The organism is Pseudoalteromonas aurantia, from assembly GCF_005886875.1.
Lineage (GTDB): Bacteria > Pseudomonadota > Gammaproteobacteria > Enterobacterales > Alteromonadaceae > Pseudoalteromonas > Pseudoalteromonas aurantia_A.
In genome coordinates, this window is record NZ_PNBY01000070.1 from 76,456 (window position 1) to 96,703 (window position 20,248).

Annotated in this window: 18 protein-coding genes; 2 read left to right on the forward strand and 16 right to left on the reverse strand. The window is 42.2% G+C overall.

Annotation, left to right across the window (positions count from 1 at the left end; translation table 11 throughout):
- Nucleotides 1–30: 30 nt before the first annotated feature.
- Nucleotides 31–2,526, reverse strand: a complete 2,496-nt coding sequence (locus CWC18_RS14505) for a PilZ domain-containing protein (RefSeq protein ID WP_138675539.1) — start codon at nt 2,524–2,526, stop codon at nt 31–33.
- A 206-nt stretch (nt 2,527–2,732) separates the two neighbouring features.
- Here CWC18_RS14505 and radA point away from each other — a divergent pair, with 206 nt between their 5' ends.
- Together radA and CWC18_RS14515 are read left to right on the forward strand one after the other, a co-directional pair.
- Nucleotides 2,733–4,103 (forward strand): DNA repair protein RadA, encoded by a 1,371-nt coding sequence (gene radA / locus CWC18_RS14510; RefSeq protein ID WP_138590101.1) that lies wholly within the window; start codon nt 2,733–2,735, stop codon nt 4,101–4,103.
- A 12-nt stretch (nt 4,104–4,115) separates the two neighbouring features.
- A complete protein-coding gene (locus CWC18_RS14515; protein ID WP_138590099.1) occupies nt 4,116–5,036 on the forward strand; it encodes a DUF945 domain-containing protein in 921 nt (306 codons plus the stop codon).
- An 86-nt stretch (nt 5,037–5,122) separates the two neighbouring features.
- On the opposite strand, the gene serA is transcribed toward CWC18_RS14515, so the two are convergent.
- The 15 genes from serA to rsmD all read right to left on the reverse strand — a co-directional run bounded on the left by serA (nt 5,123) and on the right by rsmD (nt 20,158).
- Nucleotides 5,123–6,352 (reverse strand): phosphoglycerate dehydrogenase, encoded by a 1,230-nt coding sequence (serA, locus tag CWC18_RS14520; protein WP_138590097.1) that lies wholly within the window; start codon nt 6,350–6,352, stop codon nt 5,123–5,125.
- Between the two features lie 12 nt (nt 6,353–6,364).
- On the reverse strand, nt 6,365–7,018 hold the full coding sequence (rpiA, locus tag CWC18_RS14525) for a ribose-5-phosphate isomerase RpiA (RefSeq protein ID WP_138590095.1): 654 nt from the start codon (nt 7,016–7,018) through the stop codon (nt 6,365–6,367).
- Nucleotides 7,019–7,092: 74 nt separating this feature from the next.
- Nucleotides 7,093–7,680 carry a 5-formyltetrahydrofolate cyclo-ligase gene (locus CWC18_RS14530; RefSeq protein WP_171041120.1) on the reverse strand — a complete coding sequence of 196 codons (588 nt, stop codon included), beginning with the start codon at nt 7,678–7,680 and terminating at the stop codon, nt 7,093–7,095.
- Nucleotides 7,681–7,706: 26 nt separating this feature from the next.
- Nucleotides 7,707–8,252 carry a hypothetical protein gene (locus CWC18_RS14535; RefSeq protein ID WP_138675540.1) on the reverse strand — a complete coding sequence of 182 codons (546 nt, stop codon included), beginning with the start codon at nt 8,250–8,252 and terminating at the stop codon, nt 7,707–7,709.
- 129 nt (nt 8,253–8,381) lie between these two features.
- Nucleotides 8,382–9,665 carry a phosphoribosylamine--glycine ligase gene (purD, locus tag CWC18_RS14540; RefSeq protein ID WP_138675541.1) on the reverse strand — a complete coding sequence of 428 codons (1,284 nt, stop codon included), beginning with the start codon at nt 9,663–9,665 and terminating at the stop codon, nt 8,382–8,384.
- 16 nt (nt 9,666–9,681) lie between these two features.
- Complete coding sequence (locus CWC18_RS14545) at nt 9,682–10,515, reverse strand: class I SAM-dependent methyltransferase (protein ID WP_138590667.1); 834 nt, start codon at nt 10,513–10,515, stop codon at nt 9,682–9,684.
- Between the two features lie 97 nt (nt 10,516–10,612).
- On the reverse strand, nt 10,613–12,199 hold the full coding sequence (gene purH, locus CWC18_RS14550) for a bifunctional phosphoribosylaminoimidazolecarboxamide formyltransferase/IMP cyclohydrolase (RefSeq protein ID WP_138675542.1): 1,587 nt from the start codon (nt 12,197–12,199) through the stop codon (nt 10,613–10,615).
- A 248-nt stretch (nt 12,200–12,447) separates the two neighbouring features.
- Nucleotides 12,448–12,738, reverse strand: coding sequence for a DNA-binding transcriptional regulator Fis (gene fis / locus CWC18_RS14555; RefSeq protein ID WP_005491017.1), 291 nt, complete (start codon nt 12,736–12,738; stop codon nt 12,448–12,450).
- A gap of 18 nt (nt 12,739–12,756) precedes the next feature.
- A complete protein-coding gene (gene dusB, locus CWC18_RS14560) occupies nt 12,757–13,728 on the reverse strand; it encodes a tRNA dihydrouridine synthase DusB (RefSeq protein WP_138675543.1) in 972 nt (323 codons plus the stop codon).
- Between the two features lie 251 nt (nt 13,729–13,979).
- The gene (gene prmA, locus CWC18_RS14565; protein ID WP_138675544.1) at nt 13,980–14,864 is read right to left on the reverse strand and encodes a 50S ribosomal protein L11 methyltransferase; all 885 of its coding nucleotides are present in this window, start codon (nt 14,862–14,864) and stop codon (nt 13,980–13,982) included.
- A 78-nt stretch (nt 14,865–14,942) separates the two neighbouring features.
- Nucleotides 14,943–16,781 (reverse strand): RNA polymerase sigma factor RpoD, encoded by a 1,839-nt coding sequence (gene rpoD / locus CWC18_RS14570; protein ID WP_119861165.1) that lies wholly within the window; start codon nt 16,779–16,781, stop codon nt 14,943–14,945.
- A gap of 104 nt (nt 16,782–16,885) precedes the next feature.
- Entirely contained in the window at nt 16,886–18,643 is a 1,758-nt protein-coding gene (gene dnaG / locus CWC18_RS14575; protein ID WP_138675545.1) for a DNA primase, read from the reverse strand.
- Between the two features lie 104 nt (nt 18,644–18,747).
- Nucleotides 18,748–19,194, reverse strand: a complete 447-nt coding sequence (locus CWC18_RS14580) for a GatB/YqeY domain-containing protein (RefSeq protein WP_138675546.1) — start codon at nt 19,192–19,194, stop codon at nt 18,748–18,750.
- Nucleotides 19,195–19,214: 20 nt separating this feature from the next.
- The gene (rpsU, locus tag CWC18_RS14585) at nt 19,215–19,430 is read right to left on the reverse strand and encodes a 30S ribosomal protein S21 (protein ID WP_010362466.1); all 216 of its coding nucleotides are present in this window, start codon (nt 19,428–19,430) and stop codon (nt 19,215–19,217) included.
- Nucleotides 19,431–19,555: 125 nt separating this feature from the next.
- A complete protein-coding gene (rsmD, locus tag CWC18_RS14590) occupies nt 19,556–20,158 on the reverse strand; it encodes a 16S rRNA (guanine(966)-N(2))-methyltransferase RsmD (RefSeq protein ID WP_138675547.1) in 603 nt (200 codons plus the stop codon).
- Nucleotides 20,159–20,248: the final 90 nt, after the last annotated feature.

Consider the following 20,248-nt stretch of genomic DNA (forward strand, 5'->3'; position numbering starts at 1 on the left):
TCAAACTTGGCTTGGACTACACATTATGGCTTAATGTAGTAGTCCATCAAGCCATGCACTCTTGCGTTCTTGCATGGCCTTAACATACCTTGGCTCTATGTCGAGTTGGCGTATTGCTTCATCACTGATATCTATTAAATCACATACCCCAGTTACAGACCATAACGCCTCTTCTAAATCCTTTGCTTTATGCAGTGCGTAGTGGCTCACGTATTTTAACTCGTTGGCGAGGTAGTCGGTATCTGGTCGGCCTGTTTTTGAAATGTGTAAGTGAAAAACAAACAGCATGTCTTTTTTTACGGCTTTTTTCAAAAATAGATAAAGGGGGTCAATCGGCTCATCATAGGCAATACATTGGCTTTTAATCGCTTCAGATAGCTGCTCTTTCATACAGTCAAATCGAACAAATACGGTATATTTTAATGGTTTATCTTGACGGGATGTATGGCGAAAAGCCTCGTTTAAATGCTCTTCTATAAAGTTTTCTGGAAATAAGCTTGTTGCGTCTAGGTGTTCAGGGCCGCCTTTGTGGTAAGCCATTAAAAGCCTATGTAGGTTGGTTGGGTATAAACCTAGCCCAATGGCCCCAATATTAAACAGTGCCGACTCTTTGTGAATATACAGCGGAAATTGGCAGACTGTTTTTGTCACCATATTACGAAGTGCTGTCGAAAGGCCTGGAATTTTAGGGCTTTCTTCACACGCATGTAATTTGCTTTTATTCATCTCTATTAATTGTTTAAAAAAGGCCATTCCAACATGCGGCAAGTCTGTTAATTTACTTACTTTGAGATTAATAATGGTTTTTGATTTACTGACCGCCATGACTTCATAGCGCAAATTGTTTAATTGGTGCTGCTTGGTTATTTTTTGTAAATCAGGCAATTCAAGGTGGACAATATCGCCCTTTTTAACCGTCGAGGGGTGGGGGGTTTCTAATTGTAATCCCATGACTGAAAAGTCACGGGTGTTACCCGCAAGGGTATGTTCTGCGTCTATATGCATAGTGACGGCTGTTTTGTATAAGTAGCGCTTATGCGAACGTAAATTGACGTATTCAAGGGCAACGACCTCTAACGCTGGCGGGTTAGCAGCTCTTCCATGGCCAAATGTTTTGAGCTTATTGACAGAGTTACTATCAAATTTATGTTTTTGATAAACATCGAGCTGTTGTTTACTTGAAATGTCGGTTAGCAACATTAAAAACTTCACATCTTGAATGATGCCTTGTACACGAGGTGCTGGGCGCTTGTTGAGCTTTTCTACGCTCTTACCAGCACTGAGTGGCAGCGATAACGGAATATAGGCATCTTCATGGTGGCTTGGCATTAGCTGCACTTTATATGTGCGCCAACTGTCTTTTTGGCTACCAAAGCCTAGAAATAGTGCCTTTAACTCGGGATGTTCATCAAGTTCATACCCAAACGCCGAGTAGTAGTATATTTTACCGCCATTTGAATGCGTGAATGTATAAACTGTGGCTTCTTTTACAGCATTGGGAAACGCAAGGATCTTCGTCAGCCGGCTTTGACTAAAGATGCTATATAGGGATGAAACCTTTCGTTCATCTTCAAAGTAATAGTTAATAAACGCATTGTTTTCATTTGTTAACGCAATAGTAGGCAGTAGGTGCTTGCCTTTTTTTGAAAAATAAACAAATAGTGAACTGACCCTCGGTAGATAAAACTGCTCATAGCCCTTACAAACGACGGCATCCATGGTGTTATCTAAATTTATTTTGTAGCGGCGTTTATTTCCATGAATAAAGCTTTGTAAAAAATCGTCAAAACCAGAGTTGTTTTCAATGAAGGTGCGTTTTAAACGAATATGCTGATAATCACGAGAAACAGGCTCTACAGCGACCACTTCATATTGAATACCGTCTTTTAGGCCCAGTTCAAAATCTTGTTCAAGGCCAACCAATCGAATGCCGATTAATTGCCCAGGGGTGACGCTGTAGTTAGGAGATACTTTAATTTTTGCGCCACTGAGAGAGATATCTGAGGTGGTGGCAGAGACAGTACCACTTTTACCAAAGTCGACGTTTATTTTGATTGAGTAGTTCATTCGTTCTTCACAGCGACTTTCATATGAGGCGAAACGAATTAACTTAGTGCCACTGTCAGTATTCGATTCTGATTGCGGTGTATTCTCTTGCTCATCTTGTTTTTTTTGCATCACTTTATAGTTATTTTCGGTGTGCATAACGGCTTCGTATACCGCTAGTGTGTATTTACCGTGGCGGGCTAACTCTTCTTCAAATACATCAATGGCTACATTATCCATAAAGTGCTGTTTGCCATCATGCTCATAAGGCTTAACTTCTCCGGCCACTTGTCCACGTAAGTCGATGAATCTAGCGACAGGTTGAGAGAGTCGCGACATTTCCATTTTTAATAAAAATTGATCTGGCTTGGAAAGAGAAGAGGTGGTTTGTGCAAAAATTTGGTCAAAATTAGGATCGCCTAATTGCAACTTTAAATCGTCAATGAGGGGTTGATATTTTTGCAGCTTATCTTCAGCCATAATGAACCGTATTCATACCTGTATTCTTGCCGTGAGGCTATATCGTTATAATTTTCTAAATACTAGCCAATACTATGTCAATATTAGGTCATAGTTAACATTATTCTTAAATAATTAAAGAAACTCAGCTTGTTAGTGCCAGTTTTTCGTATATATTGCCAAATAAGTTGGATTAAAACTAATTAAGCAAAAAGTGTGCCTGTATTATGGTGAAAAAGAAAACTGCGTTTGTATGTAATGATTGTGGTGCGGAATTTGCTCGTTGGCAAGGTCAATGTTCAGAATGTCGTGCTTGGAATACCGTCACTGAATTTAGGGTGCCTTCCGTTAAAGCTCCACCTAAAAGCGCTGCGATGTCGGGTTATGCCGGTATGGTTGAAGCCACAGTACAAACACTCGATGAGGTTAATCTAGAGAGCCTACCGCGTTTTACGACGGGCTTTAAAGAGTTTGATCGAGTATTGGGGGGAGGGGTTGTACCTGGCAGTGCTATTTTAATCGGTGGCTCACCTGGAGCCGGTAAGAGTACTGTGTTATTACAAACTATGTGTTTGTTAGCGGAATCTATGAATACGTTGTATGTCACTGGTGAAGAATCTTTACAGCAAGTCGCCATGCGTGCACACCGATTAGGCTTGCCTACTAATAAATTACGCACATTGGCTGAAACTAATGTCGAGACAATTTGTCAGTTAGCGCTAAAAGAAAAGCCAAGCATCATGGTTATCGACTCTATTCAAGTGATGCATATGAGTGATGTTCAGTCAGCACCGGGTAGTGTGTCGCAGGTAAGAGAAAGTGCGGCCTACTTAACGCGTTTTGCGAAGCAAAATCAGGTGGCCATTTTTATGGTTGGCCATGTGACCAAAGATGGCTCTTTGGCTGGCCCTAAAGTACTTGAGCATTGTATTGATTGCTCTATTTTACTTGAAGGCAGCAGTGATAGCCGATTTAGAACATTGCGTGGTAACAAAAACCGTTTTGGTGCGGTCAATGAGTTGGGCGTATTTGCAATGACAGGGCAGGGCCTTAAAGAGGTGAGTAACCCGTCGGCAATATTCCTTAACCGAGGAGAAGAGCAAACGCCTGGCTCTTTAGTGATGGTGATTTGGGAAGGGACAAGGCCATTACTTGTTGAGGTACAAGCATTGGTTGATTATTCTCAACTGGCTAACCCTCGACGCGTGACGGTTGGCTTGGAGCAAAACCGATTGGCTATGTTATTAGCTGTACTGCACCGTCACGGGGGTTTGCAAGTTGCGGATCAAGATGTTTTTGTGAATGTGGTAGGGGGCGTAAAAGTCTCTGAAACCAGTGCCGATCTGGCTTTGATCACTGCGCTTGTGTCTAGTTTTAAAAACTATGCCCTTAATCGGGAGTTAGTTGTTTTTGGTGAAGTAGGTCTGGGTGGTGAGATCAGGCCAGTGCCAAGTGGGCAGGAAAGGTTGAAAGAAGCAGCCAAGCATGGCTTTAAACGTGCTATTGTACCGAGCGCAAATAAACCAAAGGAAATCATCGAAGGGATGGAGATCATTGCAGTTAACTGCTTGAGTGACGCCCTTGAAGCTTTATTTTAAACGGAAAAGTAAATGAAAAAATCAGTCATTATTTTGTTAGCCTCAGGCGCACTTGCTGCGGGTTATGTGGCAATGCAATCACATGTAAATCAGCTTGTTGATGATAAGCTACAAACACAATTCGCTTTGGCGGCTGGTGATTCAGGGTTGCAGTTTGATTATGCGGATGCGTCAGCAAATGTATTTAATGGCAATATTGTGGTGAATGGTTTGACTGTCGCAGATCCTGAAGGGGTTGCAGCATTTAGCATTGATGAAATTGTCTTGATTGGGTATGAAGAAGACAAAATCAGCGAGTTCACACAAATCAATGTGCAAGGCTTTACCCTGTCAGACGCCATTAAAGCAGATAACATAGATGCGCCTAAAGCTTTGTTAGATGCACATTATAACTTTGGAACATCTTTAGCCTATGATGCCCAGACTGGGTACAGTCGACTCAAAATGGATCTCGTCGCACAAGGTCTGACAGGTCTTAATCTTGATATGGAACTGAGCAATAGCACACCGCTAATGGAAGTGTCTTTTGAGATGCAAAAGGCACAAGATGCGTCGACATTAACGGTTGAAGAGCAGTTGCAGATGCAAACCAAAATAATGGAGGCGATGCAGCAGTTAGCGCCTAAGTCTTTGAAGCTTAATGTTGAAAATAAAGGTCAGTTAGCTCAGTTGCTCGATGAACAACTTGCGGTTGCGGGATTAGATCAAGCCAGCTTTGAAAATATGCTCCAAATTCAGTTAGCACAAGCACCTCTTCCACAAGCTGCTAAAGAGGGGGTTATGGCATTTGCTCAAGGAAAAGAGCTGCTAAGTCTGTCAGTATCTTTGCCAGAGAATATGGATATTGAATCACTGTCTCAGCAAGCAATGATGTTGGCAGGTCAACCTGAAGCGTTAGCTAAATTACTTAATTTAGAGGTTCAAGGAAAGTAACTTGACCGCTGAAGTATGAGTAAGTGTGAATAGTTAAGATAAGCAAAATGGCACCCGTGCCATTTTGCTTTTTAAGGTGTCGTCGATTAGTGTAAAATACGTGCTCTGATCGTGCCTTCCACGGCGCTTAATTCTTTTAATGCCACTTCTGAATGATCACTGTCTACGTCGATGACCACATAACCAATTGATTCATCGGTTTGTAAGTACTGAGCTGCGATATTAATACCATGCTGAGCAAAAGCTTGGTTAATTTGTGTTAGTACACCAGGTCGGTTTTGGTGCACATGTAGCAATCGACTGCGATTAGCGAGCTCAGGTAGAGAGACTTCTGGGAAGTTCACTGCGCTCAGAGTTGAACCATTATCTGAATATTTTGCTATTTTCCCAGCGACTTCGATGCCAATATTCTCTTGTGCTTCTTGCGTTGAGCCGCCAACATGCGGTGTTAAAATCACATTATCGAATTCACGCAATGGCGAAATAAACTCTTCGTCATTTGATTTTGGTTCTGTTGGGAACACGTCAATCGCTGCACCAGAGAGCTTTTTATCTCTTAATGCTTCAGCTAATGCATCAATGTCCACAACAGTACCACGCGATGCGTTTATTAAAATGGCATCTTGTTTCATAACTTCAAGTTCAGCCATTCCGATTAGGTTTTTAGTTGATGGTGTTTCTGGTACGTGAAGGCTGATCACATCTGCACGCTGCAATAGGTGCGTTAAGTTTTGCACTTGCTGTGCATTACCCAGTGTGAGCTTGTCTTCAATATCGTAAAACTCAACGCGCATACCAATATTTTCTGCCATGATCCCAAGCTGAGTACCAATATGGCCGTAGCCAATGATCCCAAGCGTTTTTCCACGGGCTTCATAAGATCCTACTGCAGATTTTAACCATTCACCACGGTGTGCCATGGCATTGCGTTGTGGGATCCCACGTAGCAGTAGTAAAATCTCACCTAAGACGAGTTCAGCAACTGAGCGCGTGTTTGAAAAAGGCGCATTGAATACTGCAATACCGCGTTCTCTTGCTGCGTCGAGTGCCACTTGGTTGGTACCAATACAAAAGCAGCCCACAGCGACTAATTTTTCAGCGGCGTTTAAGACGGTTTGTGACAAATGAGTGCGTGAGCGGATCCCGACAAAATGAACGTCTTTGATCCGCTCCATAAGTTCATTTTCAGGTAACGAGGTTTTGACATAATCAATGTTGCTATAACCATTACGCTTTAGCGTTTCGACGGCGCTTTGGTGAATACCCTCTAACAACAATATTTTGATTTTCTCTTTTGCTAACGATACCGTACTCATGACTCATTCCTGTTAATTTATGTTTGGCCCCTTCTGGGTACCAGTTATCACAATGTCAGCGCCGCGTTGTGCAAATAAGCCATTTGTCACTACGCCCACGATTTGGTTAATTTTCTCTTCAAGTTGTTTTGGTTCTGAAATACTTAAGCCATGAACGTCTAAGATAACGTTGCCATTATCAGTTAATACGCCATGCCTATACACTGGGTCACCACCCAGTTTTAGTAATTCCCGCGCCACATAGCTTCGCGCCATTGGAATAACCTCAACGGGCAATGCAAATGCACCGAGCGTTTCAACATGCTTAGTATCATCAACGATACAAATAAATTTATGTGCCACAGCGGCAACAATTTTTTCTCTAGTTAACGCGGCACCACCGCCTTTTATCATGTCGTTACTATGATTAATTTCATCCGCGCCATCTACGTAAACATCGAGTTGAGCGACATCATTTAGCTCAAAGACTTCAATACCAAGTGCTTTTAACTTCTCTGTTGACGCTTCAGAACTCGACACAGCACCTGTAATGGTGTCTTTAATTGAGCCAAGTGCATCAATAAAATGATTAACGGTAGAGCCTGTGCCCACGCCAACTATGGTATTTTCTTCTACGTAATCCAGTGCGGCCCATGCTGCGGCCTTTTTCATTTCGTCTTGGGTCATAACGCAATTCACTTTGTTGTCAAAATTTACCGCAGTATACCCTAAAAAATGTCATAAAATACTGGCTAGATGATTTACCAAGTATAAAGTTTGCTTGGTGTTAATATATGCTTTAATGGTACATCCCACGCTGCAATTGGCAGCTGATGGACCTTTTGACAATCATGGGCTAACCCAACTATAACCGGCTTCGTTGCGCCAGTTTTGTGATAATTTGCCAATGTTTTATCGTAGTAACCGCCGCCCATTCCTAAGCGGTTGCCAAACTCGTCAAAAGCAACGAGCGGCGTAAATAGGTAATCAAGCGAATAAAGAGGGCATATATGGCTACAATTCAACTTAGGCTCCAAGATAGCATAGCGATTGGCGATCATGGGTGAATTTTTCTCATATCTTTGAAAGAGTAAAGTTGTGCCATCGAAGGGGTGAATTATAGGGAGGTAAACGTGATGGTTTTTATCTATAAGATATTGAATTAATTGATTTGTATCTAACTCACCATCATTACTCAAATACAGGGCTATATGGGCAGGTTTCGGGAGTTTTATATAATGAAAAAAATTAATACATAAAGCTGCTTCAGCGTCTTTTTGTTCAGATTTAGATAAAGTATTACGCGCATTTCGTACAGTTTTGCGAATTAATGCACGTTCTTCTTGAATTGTTCCTGATATGATTGTGCTCATACCTAGAAAGCAACGACTTCTGGAAACGCAATCGCGATAGCCAGAATGGCCAATAAGAAAATAAGAATAACACCTAACCCATATTGTACTGTCTTACTTCGCTTGGGTGCTGGGCTGTCTAATTCAAGTTCTTCAAATAGTTCATCACCTTCCCATTGCTCTGGTGTTTGTTCTGTATGCTCAACGGGATGTTCAGGTAAGCGCTGTTCCAACTCTTCTAAGCGTTCTTCAATCCTTATTAAGCTGCTAGTAATGTAATCGAGTGCGCCAAATAGTCTTTCATCACGTTGGCCTTGAGTGGTTTGCTCTGTAGTTGAAGAGGGAGTGCCAAAGGCTTGTAATTTAGCATTGATCCCCATAGTGCTGAGTAATTTAATTTGTTTTGCACTTTTTTCCTTATCTGCGGGTGAAAATAAGGGTTTATTAGCAAAGAATGCTTGTACTTTTGACTCGGGAATCTTCAGTCTTTGGCTTAAATTGGTAATGGCATCAGAGGCAGCTATTCCATCATTTAAGCTCGCAAATACGACACGGTATTTGTCAGTCATGAGCGCAATCCTAATTATTTTACTAATACACTCAGTATACCCAATTTTTAGTGTGATGCGAATGACGTAAGTTACGAGAGAGTAAAGAAAAGGCCAGCGAGTGCTGGCCTTATATAGTAACTTCGTTGCCTATTGTTCTCTGGCAATAGCGCGGTAGGCGATATCAGTGCGGTATTCAACACCATTCCACTGGATATCCTTTACCAACGCATAAGCGCGTTTTTGTGCTTCGGTCACGGTATGACCTAGTGCTGTTGCACATAGCACACGACCACCTGCAGTGACGACGCTTTCACCATCTTGTTTTGTACCTGCATGGAAGACTTTTTCACCTTCAGCATAACTCACCTGTAATCCAGAAATCACATCCCCTTTAGGGTAACTTGCTGGATAACCTTTGGCCGCAAGCACTACGCCAACAGCTGCGCGCGGGTCAAACTTAATAGGTGTGTTATCAAGTTCTTGACGGTTAGCGGCTTCAATCAGTTCAACGAGATCGGATTGCAGGCGAAGCATGATAGGCTGCGTTTCTGGATCACCAAAGCGGCAGTTGTACTCAATGACTTTAGGTGTCCCATCGGCGGCAATCATAAGGCCTGCGTACAGAAAGCCCGTGTATGGATTATCTTCACTCGCCATACCATTAACGGTTGGGAAGATAACTTCATCCATAATACGTTGATGAATGTCAGCTGTGACCACCGGAGCAGGAGAGTAGGCACCCATCCCGCCTGTATTCGGCCCTAAATCGTCATTAAATGCACGTTTATGATCTTGGCTAGTGGCAAAAGGTAAAACGTTCTTGCCATCTACCATGACGATAAATGAGGCTTCTTCACCTTCAAGAAACTCTTCAATTACAACTCGGCTGCCAGCTTCACCAAAAGCATTGCCAGCAAGCATATCGCGAATGGCTTCTTCTGCTTCGGCTTCTGTCATTGCGACAATAACGCCTTTACCTGCAGCTAAACCATCTGCTTTGATCACGATTGGTGCACCTTTTTCTTGCAAGTAGGCAAGCGCAGGCTCGATTTGTTCAAAAGTTTCATAGTCAGCAGTCGGAATATCGTGGCGTGCTAAGAAGTCTTTTGTAAATGACTTTGACCCTTCAAGCTGCGCAGCCGCAGCGGTTGGGCCAAAAATCGCAAGACCTTCTTCACGAAACCTATCAACTACGCCAAGTACCAGAGGGACTTCAGGACCCACAATGGTTAACTCAACATTGTTTTCTTTTGAAAATGACACCAAGGCATCGAGGTCTTCAACCTTAATAGCTACATTTTCTAATTTAGGCTCTAGGGCTGTCCCCGCATTACCAGGTGCAACAAATACCGTTTTTACTGAAGGGTTTTGAGCGGCTTTGAACGCAAGAGCGTGTTCACGGCCGCCACTGCCAATGACCAAAACATTCATGGCTTAATTTTCCTATTTAAAGCTTTTTAAATTTGAGAGTCATGCGGTCACTTTCCCCAATCGCTTTATATTGATCAGCATTTTTATCACCTAATGCTAAGCGTGGTGGCAGTGTCCAAACACCTTTAGGGTGATTAGCACTGTCTAAAGGGTTAGCGTTCACATCACTTTGAGCCACTAATTCAAATCCTGCTTGTTTCGCAATATCTACCACATAACTTTGTTTCATGTAGCCAGAGCTTTTTTGATCCGCGTTATCACGGTGCTCAGGTAAACGGTGCTCAACCACGCCTAAAACGCCACCGGGCTTCAGTGCTTTATTAAACGCTTGAAATGCATTTAATACACCTTCATCACCTTGGCGCATATACCAGTTATGGACGTTTCTAAATGTAAGCACCATATCCGCAGAGCCTGTTGGGGCAATGTCTGAATGAGTAAGTGGTGCAAATTCGGTTATTTTCACTTCACTGAAACGGCTATCTTTGGCAACTTTACTTTTGAAGCCAGCTAGCGAGCGCTGGTAGTATTTCACCTTAGAATCTGCGGGAAAGTGTGCAGCGTATAAAGTGCCAGACCCTTTAACTGCAGGTGCTAAGATTTCTGAATACCAACCACCACCGGGTGCAATTTCGACCACGGTCATGTCCGCTTCTAAACCAAAGAAATCAAGGGTTTCTACCGGGTTTCTATATTGGTCACGCGCGCGATTTTTCTCAGAGCGTTCTGTATTGCTGGCAGCTGAAACAAGCTCAGATGCCACATTCGAATTTGAGCTACCATTGCTTGCGCAACCTGCGATAGCGGTAACAATACTTGCAGCAAGAAGTGTTTTTAATCCAAATTTCATTTTTCTGTCCTTCACTTTTGTGATTGTGTTTTAAGCAGAATACTTGAATTTAGGGCAAACAAAAAGCACGAAACGATAAACGTTTCGTGCTTATAGATTAATGGCGGAAGTGACGCATGCCAGTTAATACCATTGCCATGCCAGCTTCATCTGCTGCGGCAATAACTTCTTCATCACGCATTGAACCACCTGGCTGTATAACCGCGGTTATCCCGGCAGCGGCAGCGGCATCAATGCCGTCTCTAAACGGGAAGAATGCATCCGATGCCATAACTGAACCTTTTACCTCAAGGTTCTCATCAGCGGCTTTAATTCCGGCAATTTTTGCTGAGTATACGCGGCTCATTTGACCTGCGCCTACACCAATTGTCATTCCGTCACGGGCATAAACAATGGCGTTCGATTTAACAAACTTGGCAACTTTCCAGCAAAATAGTAAGTCTTTAAGCTCTTGCTCTGTTGGCTGGCGTTTTGATACTACAGTCAAGTCATCAAGCGTTACCATGCCTTGATCACGATCTTGAACTAAAATACCACCATTGACACGTTTAATATCAGATTGCGTGGTTTTTGCATCCCATTGTCCACATTCTAATAAGCGAACATTTTTCTTAGCAGCAACGATTTTGGCTGCTTCTTCACTGATGCTAGGAGCAATGATCACTTCAACAAACTGGCGTGCAACAATCGCTTCAGCGGTGGTTACATCAAGCTCGCGGTTAAATGCAATAATACCGCCAAAGGCCGATGTAGGATCGGTTTTAAATGCTCGGTCATAAGCGGTTAAAATGTTCTCGTCAACGGCAACACCACATGGGTTTGCATGTTTAACAATAACACACGCAGGTGCGTCAAATTCTTTGACACACTCAAGGGCGGCATCAGTATCAGCAATGTTGTTGAAAGAAAGCGCCTTACCTTGTAATTGTGTTGCTGTTGCAACTGAAGCTTCTTGTAAGTCATTCTCTACATAAAAAGCTGCATCTTGATGCGAGTTTTCACCGTAGCGCATGTCTTGCTTTTTAGTGAACTGCATGTTGATAGTACGTGGGAACTTAGTCTCAACCGCGGCTTCTTCAGTGTAGTCAGGCACCATTTTACCAAAGTAATTGGCAATCATACCGTCGTACTGTGCTGTGTGCTCATAAGCGGCAATAGCAAGATCAAAGCGTGTTTGGTAGGTTGTTGAACCATTGTTTTCGCTCAGTTCAGCAATAACACGAGCATAGTCTTGCGCATTAACAACAATCGTCACATCTTTGTGATTTTTTGCTGCTGCACGCACCATAGTTGGGCCGCCGATATCAATGTTTTCAATTGCGTCTTCAAGGCTGCAGTCAGCTTTTGCAACAGTTTGTGCAAAGGGGTATAAGTTAACCACAACCATGTCAATTGCAGAAATATCGTTTTCGGTCATAACGCCTTCATCTTGACCGCGACGGGCTAAGATACCGCCATGCACTTTTGGGTGAAGTGTTTTAACGCGGCCATCCATGATTTCAGGGTGACCTGTATAGTCAGATACTTCCGTGGCAGCAATGCCGTTATCAGCTAATAGTTTATATGTACCGCCAGTTGATAAAATTTCAACGCCTTGCGCACTGAGTGCTTGGGCTAATTCAACGATACCGGTTTTATCTGACACACTTAATAGTGCGCGACGAATTGGACGATGTATATCCATGATGGTTAGGGTTTCCTCAATGATACGTTAAGGGCTAGCTTAGAAGGGCGCTATTTTAGCCTATCTAGGAGAAGAAAACGATGGAAAAGACAAAAGTGCTGTTGAGAAAATTACAATTTATTTTGTTAGCAAGGGTTTAATGGAAAGATAAGGTGTTAGGCTAGAATAAAGTAGGCAAGAAAAATGTGCTATAAAATACAAAAAGCACAATAAAGTGCTTTTTGTATTTAGTATGAATTAAGCTGTGCTTAGTTCATACCGTATTTTTTAAGCTTCTTGCGAAGAGTACCACGGTTGATACCTAGTAAGATCGCTGCACGTGTCTGATTGCCACGTGTGTATGTCATTACTTCTTCAAGCAATGGCGCTTCTAGCTCAGAAAGAACAAGGTCGTATACGTCTTGTACATCTTGACCATTAAGCTGCTTTAAATAGTGGTGTACAGCTTTTTTTACTGCATCACGTAAAGGTTGCGGTTTCTCTTGTGACTGAACATGAGCGTTAGTAATAAATGGAGAAGTCACATTTTGTTCGAACATCGTATGTCTCTTTCTTTCTTAGTTAGCTGCTAGTGTTTCAAAGTATTTTTCCAAAGCCTCGATTTGCTCATTTGGCGCTTCGAGGGCATTGAATACTCGCCTAAACTGACCTGCTTGGTCATGGGTTTGCAAATACCAAGATACATGTTTTCGTGCGATGCGCGCTCCCATAGGCTCCCCGTAAAACTGATGAAGATTAATTAAATGCTCCATCAAAATACTACGTACTTCAGATATCTCTGGTGTAGGTAGGTGTTCTCCAGTTCGCAAAAAGTGGTCTATCTCCCTAAAAATCCAAGGGCGACCTTGGGCGGCTCGACCAATCATGATGGCATCTGCACCCGTATATTCCAGTACCTGTTTCGCTTTCTCTGGAGATGTAATATCACCATTGGCAACCACAGGTATTGATACTGAACGTTTAATATCCCTAATCGTGACATATTCTGCGTCACCTTTGTACATACACGCTTTTGTGCGTCCATGTACAGCGAGTGACGCAATGCCATTTCGTTCAGCAATTTTGGCAATCTCTACGCCGTTACGATTATCCGGATCCCATCCTGTACGAATTTTAAGTGTAACAGGCACTTCTACGGCTTTTACCACCGCATCAACTATCTCTTCCACTAATTCCGGATACTGTAACAGTGCTGAGCCTGCCAGTTTTTTATTCACTTTCTTTGCGGGACAGCCCATATTGATATCTATGATCTGTGCCCCGTTTGCAACATTAAACTGAGCTGCCTGTGCCATTAACTCAGGATCAGCACCTGCAATTTGTACTGAACGTACACCCGACTCGCCACTATGATCCATACGGTTCATTGATTTGTCAGTTTTCCATACCTTTGGATTCGAAGACATCATTTCCGATACAGCCAACCCAGCCCCTAATCGGCGGCAAAGTTGTCTAAACGGTCTATCTGTGATCCCTGCCATAGGAGCCACAATAATGTTGTTATCAAGTTGGTAAGGACCAATACGCACAGTAGTTTAATCTGCCTCTTTTCAAGGGGCGCTAAGTTTACGGTTTTTTTTGCAAAAATCAAAGGCTATAAATTGAACATTATTGTTTTTTTTTGAACTTAGTGGGTTGACTTTTTATAACAGTTTGAGAGTTGGATTTATTTGTTTGTTTTTTGAGCTAAAAAATTCAACTTGGTTGCAAAATAGTCAGGTTGATTTGTGATAATAAAAGGTAAAGCCTGTTACGTAGAGGCTTTACCAGTTACAAACTACTAACCCTCGGTGATATTTTTACGACCACTCACTCGTGTCCATTCGCCTTCTTGGGCAATGCTATCTAAGCTAATATGTGGGGCATAAACATGAGCAACAGACTGAGCTTGCTCTTCTAAAATACCTGACATGGCGATTTCACCATCCGGCTTTAGAAACGCTAAAATGATTTCATGCAGTTCTCGCAGCGGTTGAGCAAGAATATTGGCTACCACAATATCAGCACTAAATTCAGGCTGGTTTTCTGGTAAATAGACTTCAAGCTTATCTGCAACACCATTACGCCCTGCATTATCTTTACTTGCAGCGAGTGCTTGAGGATCGATATCGATACCGATCACGCGCTCAGCACCAAGCTTAATGGCTGCAATGCCTAAAATGCCTGAGCCACAGCCAAAATCAACGACGGTTTTACCGGTTAAATCTTGGCGTTCTAGCCACTTTAAGCACAGTGATGTGGTCGCATGAGTCCCGGTGCCAAACGCAAGGCCAGGATCGAGTAATACATTGACTGCATCTGGTTCAGGAATATCTCGCCAGCTTGGACAGATCCACAGGCGCTCGCCAAACTTAATTGGGTGAAAGTTATCCATCCATTCACGCTCCCAGTCTTTGTCCTCAAGCTGCTCAATCTTATAGGTAAGCTCAGAGTCACTATTGGCTTTGAGGTAAGCAACGACTACATCCATATCATGAGCTGCATCGAAAAGGCCAATAACAAGCGTATCAGGCCATAAGATCACTTCGCCTGGTTTAGGCTCGTAGACAGGATTATTACTGGCGTCCATAAAGGTCACTGAAGGGCAGCCAACATCAAGTAATAAGTCACTTAACTGATCTGCTGAGTCTTTGTTTGCGTGAATTCGGATTTGGATCCAAGCCATGATTATTCCTAATAAGTATGTCAACAAAAAGGCCGCTAAAGCGGCCTTTTTAGATAAAAATCTTGTTGTAAAAAGAGATTAGCCTTTTACATCTAAGAAACTTTTTAATAGATCTGAGCGAGAAGGGTGGCGTAATTTACGCAATGCCTTAGCTTCAATCTGACGAATACGTTCACGAGTTACGTCAAACTGCTTACCGACTTCTTCAAGTGTATGGTCGGTATTCATATCAATACCAAAACGCATACGTAATACTTTTGCTTCTCTTGCTGTTAAGCCTGCCAAGACTTCATTGGTGGCACCACGAAGGCTTTCCATCGTTGCTGAATCAATCGGAGACTCAATCGTTGTGTCTTCGATGAAATCACCAAGATGTGAGTCTTCATCATCACCAATTGGTGTCTCCATTGAGATTGGTTCTTTGGCAATTTTCAGTACTTTACGAATTTTGTCTTCTGGCATCATCATGCGCTCAGCCAGCTCTTCAGGGCTAGGCTCACGACCCATTTCTTGCAGCATTTGACGTGAAATACGATTTAATTTATTGATCGTTTCAATCATGTGCACAGGAATACGGATTGTTCGTGCTTGGTCAGCAATTGAACGGGTGATAGCCTGACGGATCCACCATGTTGCATAAGTTGAGAACTTATAACCACGTCGGTATTCAAACTTATCTACCGCTTTCATCAAACCAATGTTACCTTCTTGGATCAGATCTAAGAATTGTAAGCCTCGGTTGGTGTATTTTTTGGCAATAGATATTACAAGACGTAAGTTTGCTTCAACCATTTCTTTTTTCGCTCGGCGAGCTTTGGCTTCACCAATGCTCATGCGGCGGTTGATGTCTTTGATACGCTCGATGCTTAAGCCCGTACTTTCTTCAATTACACTCAGCTTATTGATGCAACGTTCGATTTCAGGTTTTACTTCTGCTAGTTTTGCAGAGTACTTTTCGCCAGCAGCGATTTCAGCGTCAACCCACGCCATGTCGGTTTCATTATTAGCAAAATGTTTTACAAATGTTTTCTTTGGTACTTTTGCAATTTGTACAGCTTGCTTCATAACAATACGTTCTTGAACTCGAACACGGTCCATCATTTCACGCATGTTATTTACCATACGGTCAAACTGTTTTGGTACCAGTTTGAATGTACGGAATAAATCACCGATTTCTTGAATAGCTACTTGAGCATCTGGGTGTGAACGGCCTTTCGATTCAAAAACTTTACGTGCAGCTGTATATAACTCACGTAGTTTCTCAAAATGTTCACGTGCTTCTTCAGGATCAGGGCCAGTGTCGACTTCGTCTTCATCGTCGTCGTCATCAGACTCATTGTCTTCGTCTGCTAAGTCTTTATCACTTAGCTCTGAGCCAATGTGTGTGGCAGAAATTTGCGTTTCTTCTGCATCAGGATCAAAGAAACCAGAAACGATGTCGCTAAGACGCATTTCTTCCGCTTCAAATTTATCCCACTGCTCAAGTAAATACGTAATTGCCTCAGGGTATTCAGCAACTGATATCTGTACCTGATTGATACCTTCTTCAATTCGCTTGGCAATTTTTATCTCGCCTTCACGAGTTAATAGCTCAACTGTACCCATTTCACGCATGTACATGCGAACAGGATCCGTCGTACGACCAATTTCTTTTTCTACCGTTGCCAATGCAGCCGCCGCAGCTTCTGCCGCGTCTTCATCGGTGGTGGTTTCCTGCATCATCAATTCATCGGCATCCGGTGCGTTTTCAGCAACCTTAATACCCATATCATTGATCATGCTTATAATATCTTCGACTTGATCTGAGTCTATTATGTCTTGTGGAAGGTGATCGTTAACTTCTGCAAACGTTAAGTAACCTTGCTCTTTACCTTTCTGAATCAGAAGTTTGAGTTGTGACTGAGGAGTTTGATCCATAGAGAATTATGCTTCCACTCTGATAAGTTGATACAACAGGCGCCAACTACTACACCTAATAATTTTACATGACGCACGTGAATAGAACAGTATAACAGCAAAAATTAATTTTGACTAGGTTTTCTATTGGTTAATGCTTGAGTTAATAGTGCGCACTCAAGTCGCTCTGCGCTGTTTAAGCCCTGGGTTTTGTCTTTTATTAATAGTGTCTCTAAGCGAAAATTTAAACACTGATCTTCAATAAATTTAAAAGTGTGTTGAAATTCTGTTACTAATGCTTGTTCATTGATGTCATGTTGCCATACCGCAAGCTTTTTTAAAGGCTCATATTCAGGCTGTTCCCTGAAGTATTCAAGTAACTGCGCACTGGTGTATTCTGGGTGTTGCAAACACACCAATTGTAGCTGCAATAGCAGTTCGATGCCCGGTATTTTCATTTGCACTAAATCAGGTAAATACTCAATATCGGTTGCTAATTTAGGATATTGGATCAGTAAACCAATGGCTCTGCGCATCGGTGTTACTTTGAATTTACGCTCAATATTGTGCTGTTGTTTTGGTGTTGTGAGCTTGGTGCTTAATTGTTCACGAGTACGACCAATTAATTTAGCGAGCGTATTAAGCAAGCCCTCTTGGTAATATTCACTCGGTACCTTGCTAATTAGTGGGAGTGCTTCGCTCATTAGCTTTGCTTTTCCTGCATCAGTGGTGAGTTCGCAGGTTTGCGCAAGCTTATTAAATAGCACTTTTGAGAAGTCATCCGCAGAATTATAGCGGGCTTCAAATGCGTCTTTACCTTCTTGCTGAACCAAAGAATCAGGATCTTCACCATCGGGTAAAAATACAAATTGTAAAGACTTCCCGTCTTTTAGATTTGGTAAAGCATGCTCTAGTGCACGCCATGCAGCATCTCGTCCAGCTCTATCACCATCGTAACAGCAAATTACTTTGTCTGTTGTTCTGAATAACGTTTGCATGTGTTCAGCCGTCGTGGCAGTGCCTAACGCTGCCACAGAGTAAGAGATACCTTGCTCTGCAAGTGCCACCACATCCATATATCCTTCAACAATTAAGATTTGTTCTAGCTTATTGTTCGCTTGTTTGGCTTCATATAAACCGTAAAGTTCAAAGCCTTTGTGGAATATTCTGGTTTCAGGCGAGTTTAGGTATTTAGGCCCCTGATCGGCTCCCATAACGCGTCCACCAAACGCAATAACACGACCACGTTTATCACGAATAGGGAACATCAATCGGTCGCGGAAAAAATCAAATTGTCGACCAGGTGTTTTTTCTGATGCGAGTTTGAGTTCAACGAGTTGTTTTTTATGCTCAGCCGTACGGCCAATTTGTTTACATAGGCTTTCCCATTCAGGAGGTGCATAGCCCATCATATAACGCTGGACTGTTTCTCCTGATAAACCACGACCTTTCACATATTCAATCACATTGCTCGCATTTTTATGGTGCTTTAATTGGTGTTGATAAAATTTTGCGCTTTGGAGCATCAGATCATAATCAGAACGTTTCTGTTCGATACTTCGTTCTGGGGCGCCAGAAGCGTGCTCACGTGGGACTTCTAGATTAAGTAAACTTGCAAGTTCTTCTATTGCATCAACAAACTCGAGTTTGTCGTATTCCATAATAAATGAAATGGCATTGCCATTAGCACCGCAACCAAAACAATGGTAAAACTGCTTGTCTCTTGCAACAGTAAAAGAGGGGGACTTTTCGTTATGGAATGGACAGCAAGCTTGGTAATCTTTACCTGCTTTTTTTAATCCGATACGAGCATCAATCAGATCGACGATGTCAGTTCTAGCAAGCAAGTCATCAATAAACTGTCTTGGGATTTTTCCAGCCATACCTTATGCCGCTAAGATAGCGTTCCTAACAAAAATTTAATGCCTATACGAAGAAACCGAGCGCGAGGCTCGGTTTACTTAATCATACTCTGTGTATGTGGGGATTATGCGCTCAATCGTTGCTTTATTAAGCCAGAGATTTTGCCCATGTCGGCGCGACCTTCAGCTTTAGACTTGATTATGCCCATAACTTTACCCATGTCTTGCATACCTGCTGCACCAGTGTCGGTAACGGCAGAATCAATCAAAGCAATGATTTCTTCATCAGTCAAAGGCTGAGGTAAGAAAGTTTCAAGTACTTTGATCTCATTAGCTTCAATTTCAGCTAAATCTTCGCGACCAGCATCAGTAAACTGAGTGTATGAGTCACGACGTTGCTTAACCAGTTTCACTAGAACAGAGGTAATACCTGCATCATCAAGTGTTACGCGGTTATCAATTTCACGCTGTTTAATTTCAGCAAGTACCATACGTATTGCACCAAGACGAGCTTTGTCTTTTGCACGCATAGCATCTTTCTGTGCGTCTTTTAGCTTAATTAAAAGGCTCATTTATACAAGACCTAAACAGATTAGTATAATTTAACGCGACGTGCGTTTTCACGAGAAAGCTTCTTCATGTGACGCTTTACTGCAGCAGCTTTTTTACGCTTACGCTCTGCTGTTGGCTTTTCATAGTGCTCGCGACGACGAACTTCTGAAAGGATACCTGCTTTTTCACATGAACGCTTGAAACGACGAAGTGCTACGTCAAACGGTTCGTTCTCTCTTACTTTAATTACTGGCATTAAAAATTCACCTACCTAATTAATGAGCTATGCTCACGCTGATCAAAGATTGATCAAGTGGTTCAAAAATGGTGCGGTATTGTAATCCGAAGCATTACCACATGTAAAGCTTAAATTATCGCTAATTATTGATGGCTTAAAGGTGAGCGTTGATATAGCTGGCAAAGTACTTGTCCTGCTTGCTTTTCTTTAATAACTTGCCAAGTTTTTGGGGCTGAAAAAGCCAATTCTTTCTCAACTTCTACATAAATTAACGCATCACTAGTAAGCCAGTTTTGTGCCTCTAGCGCTTCGCAACATGGTTGGGCTAATCCTTTTCGAAATGGTGGGTCAACAAATACTAAACTATATGGGGTTGCTGAGTTATTTTTTTGTAGAAAAGCCAGTGCATTATCGTTAATTACATGCGCATTATTGAGTTTTAATGTTGTAATATTTTTTTGTAACTGAGTCGCTGCTAGTTTATCTAACTCAATAAAATCAGTGTGTGCTGCAAATCGAGACAAAGCTTCAAAACCAAGCCCGCCAGAACCAGCAAAGCAATCTAATACTTTAGCATTTCTTGTGTCTTGCATAAGCCAATTAAAAACAGTTTCTTTTATTCTGTCAGTTGTGGGTCTTAACCCTTCAACATCTTTTACAGGCAGTTTTCGACTTTTGAATTTACCGCTAATAATTCGAATAAATCCATCGGTACTTACTTTTTTTACGGGGGCTTTTTTTCTCATTCTCAGCTTGTTCGCAATTTCTTAATGTTTCATGTGTTATAAATCATTCGGCGTGCATTTTTCATCCCTTCGGATCATGTTACACTGCCT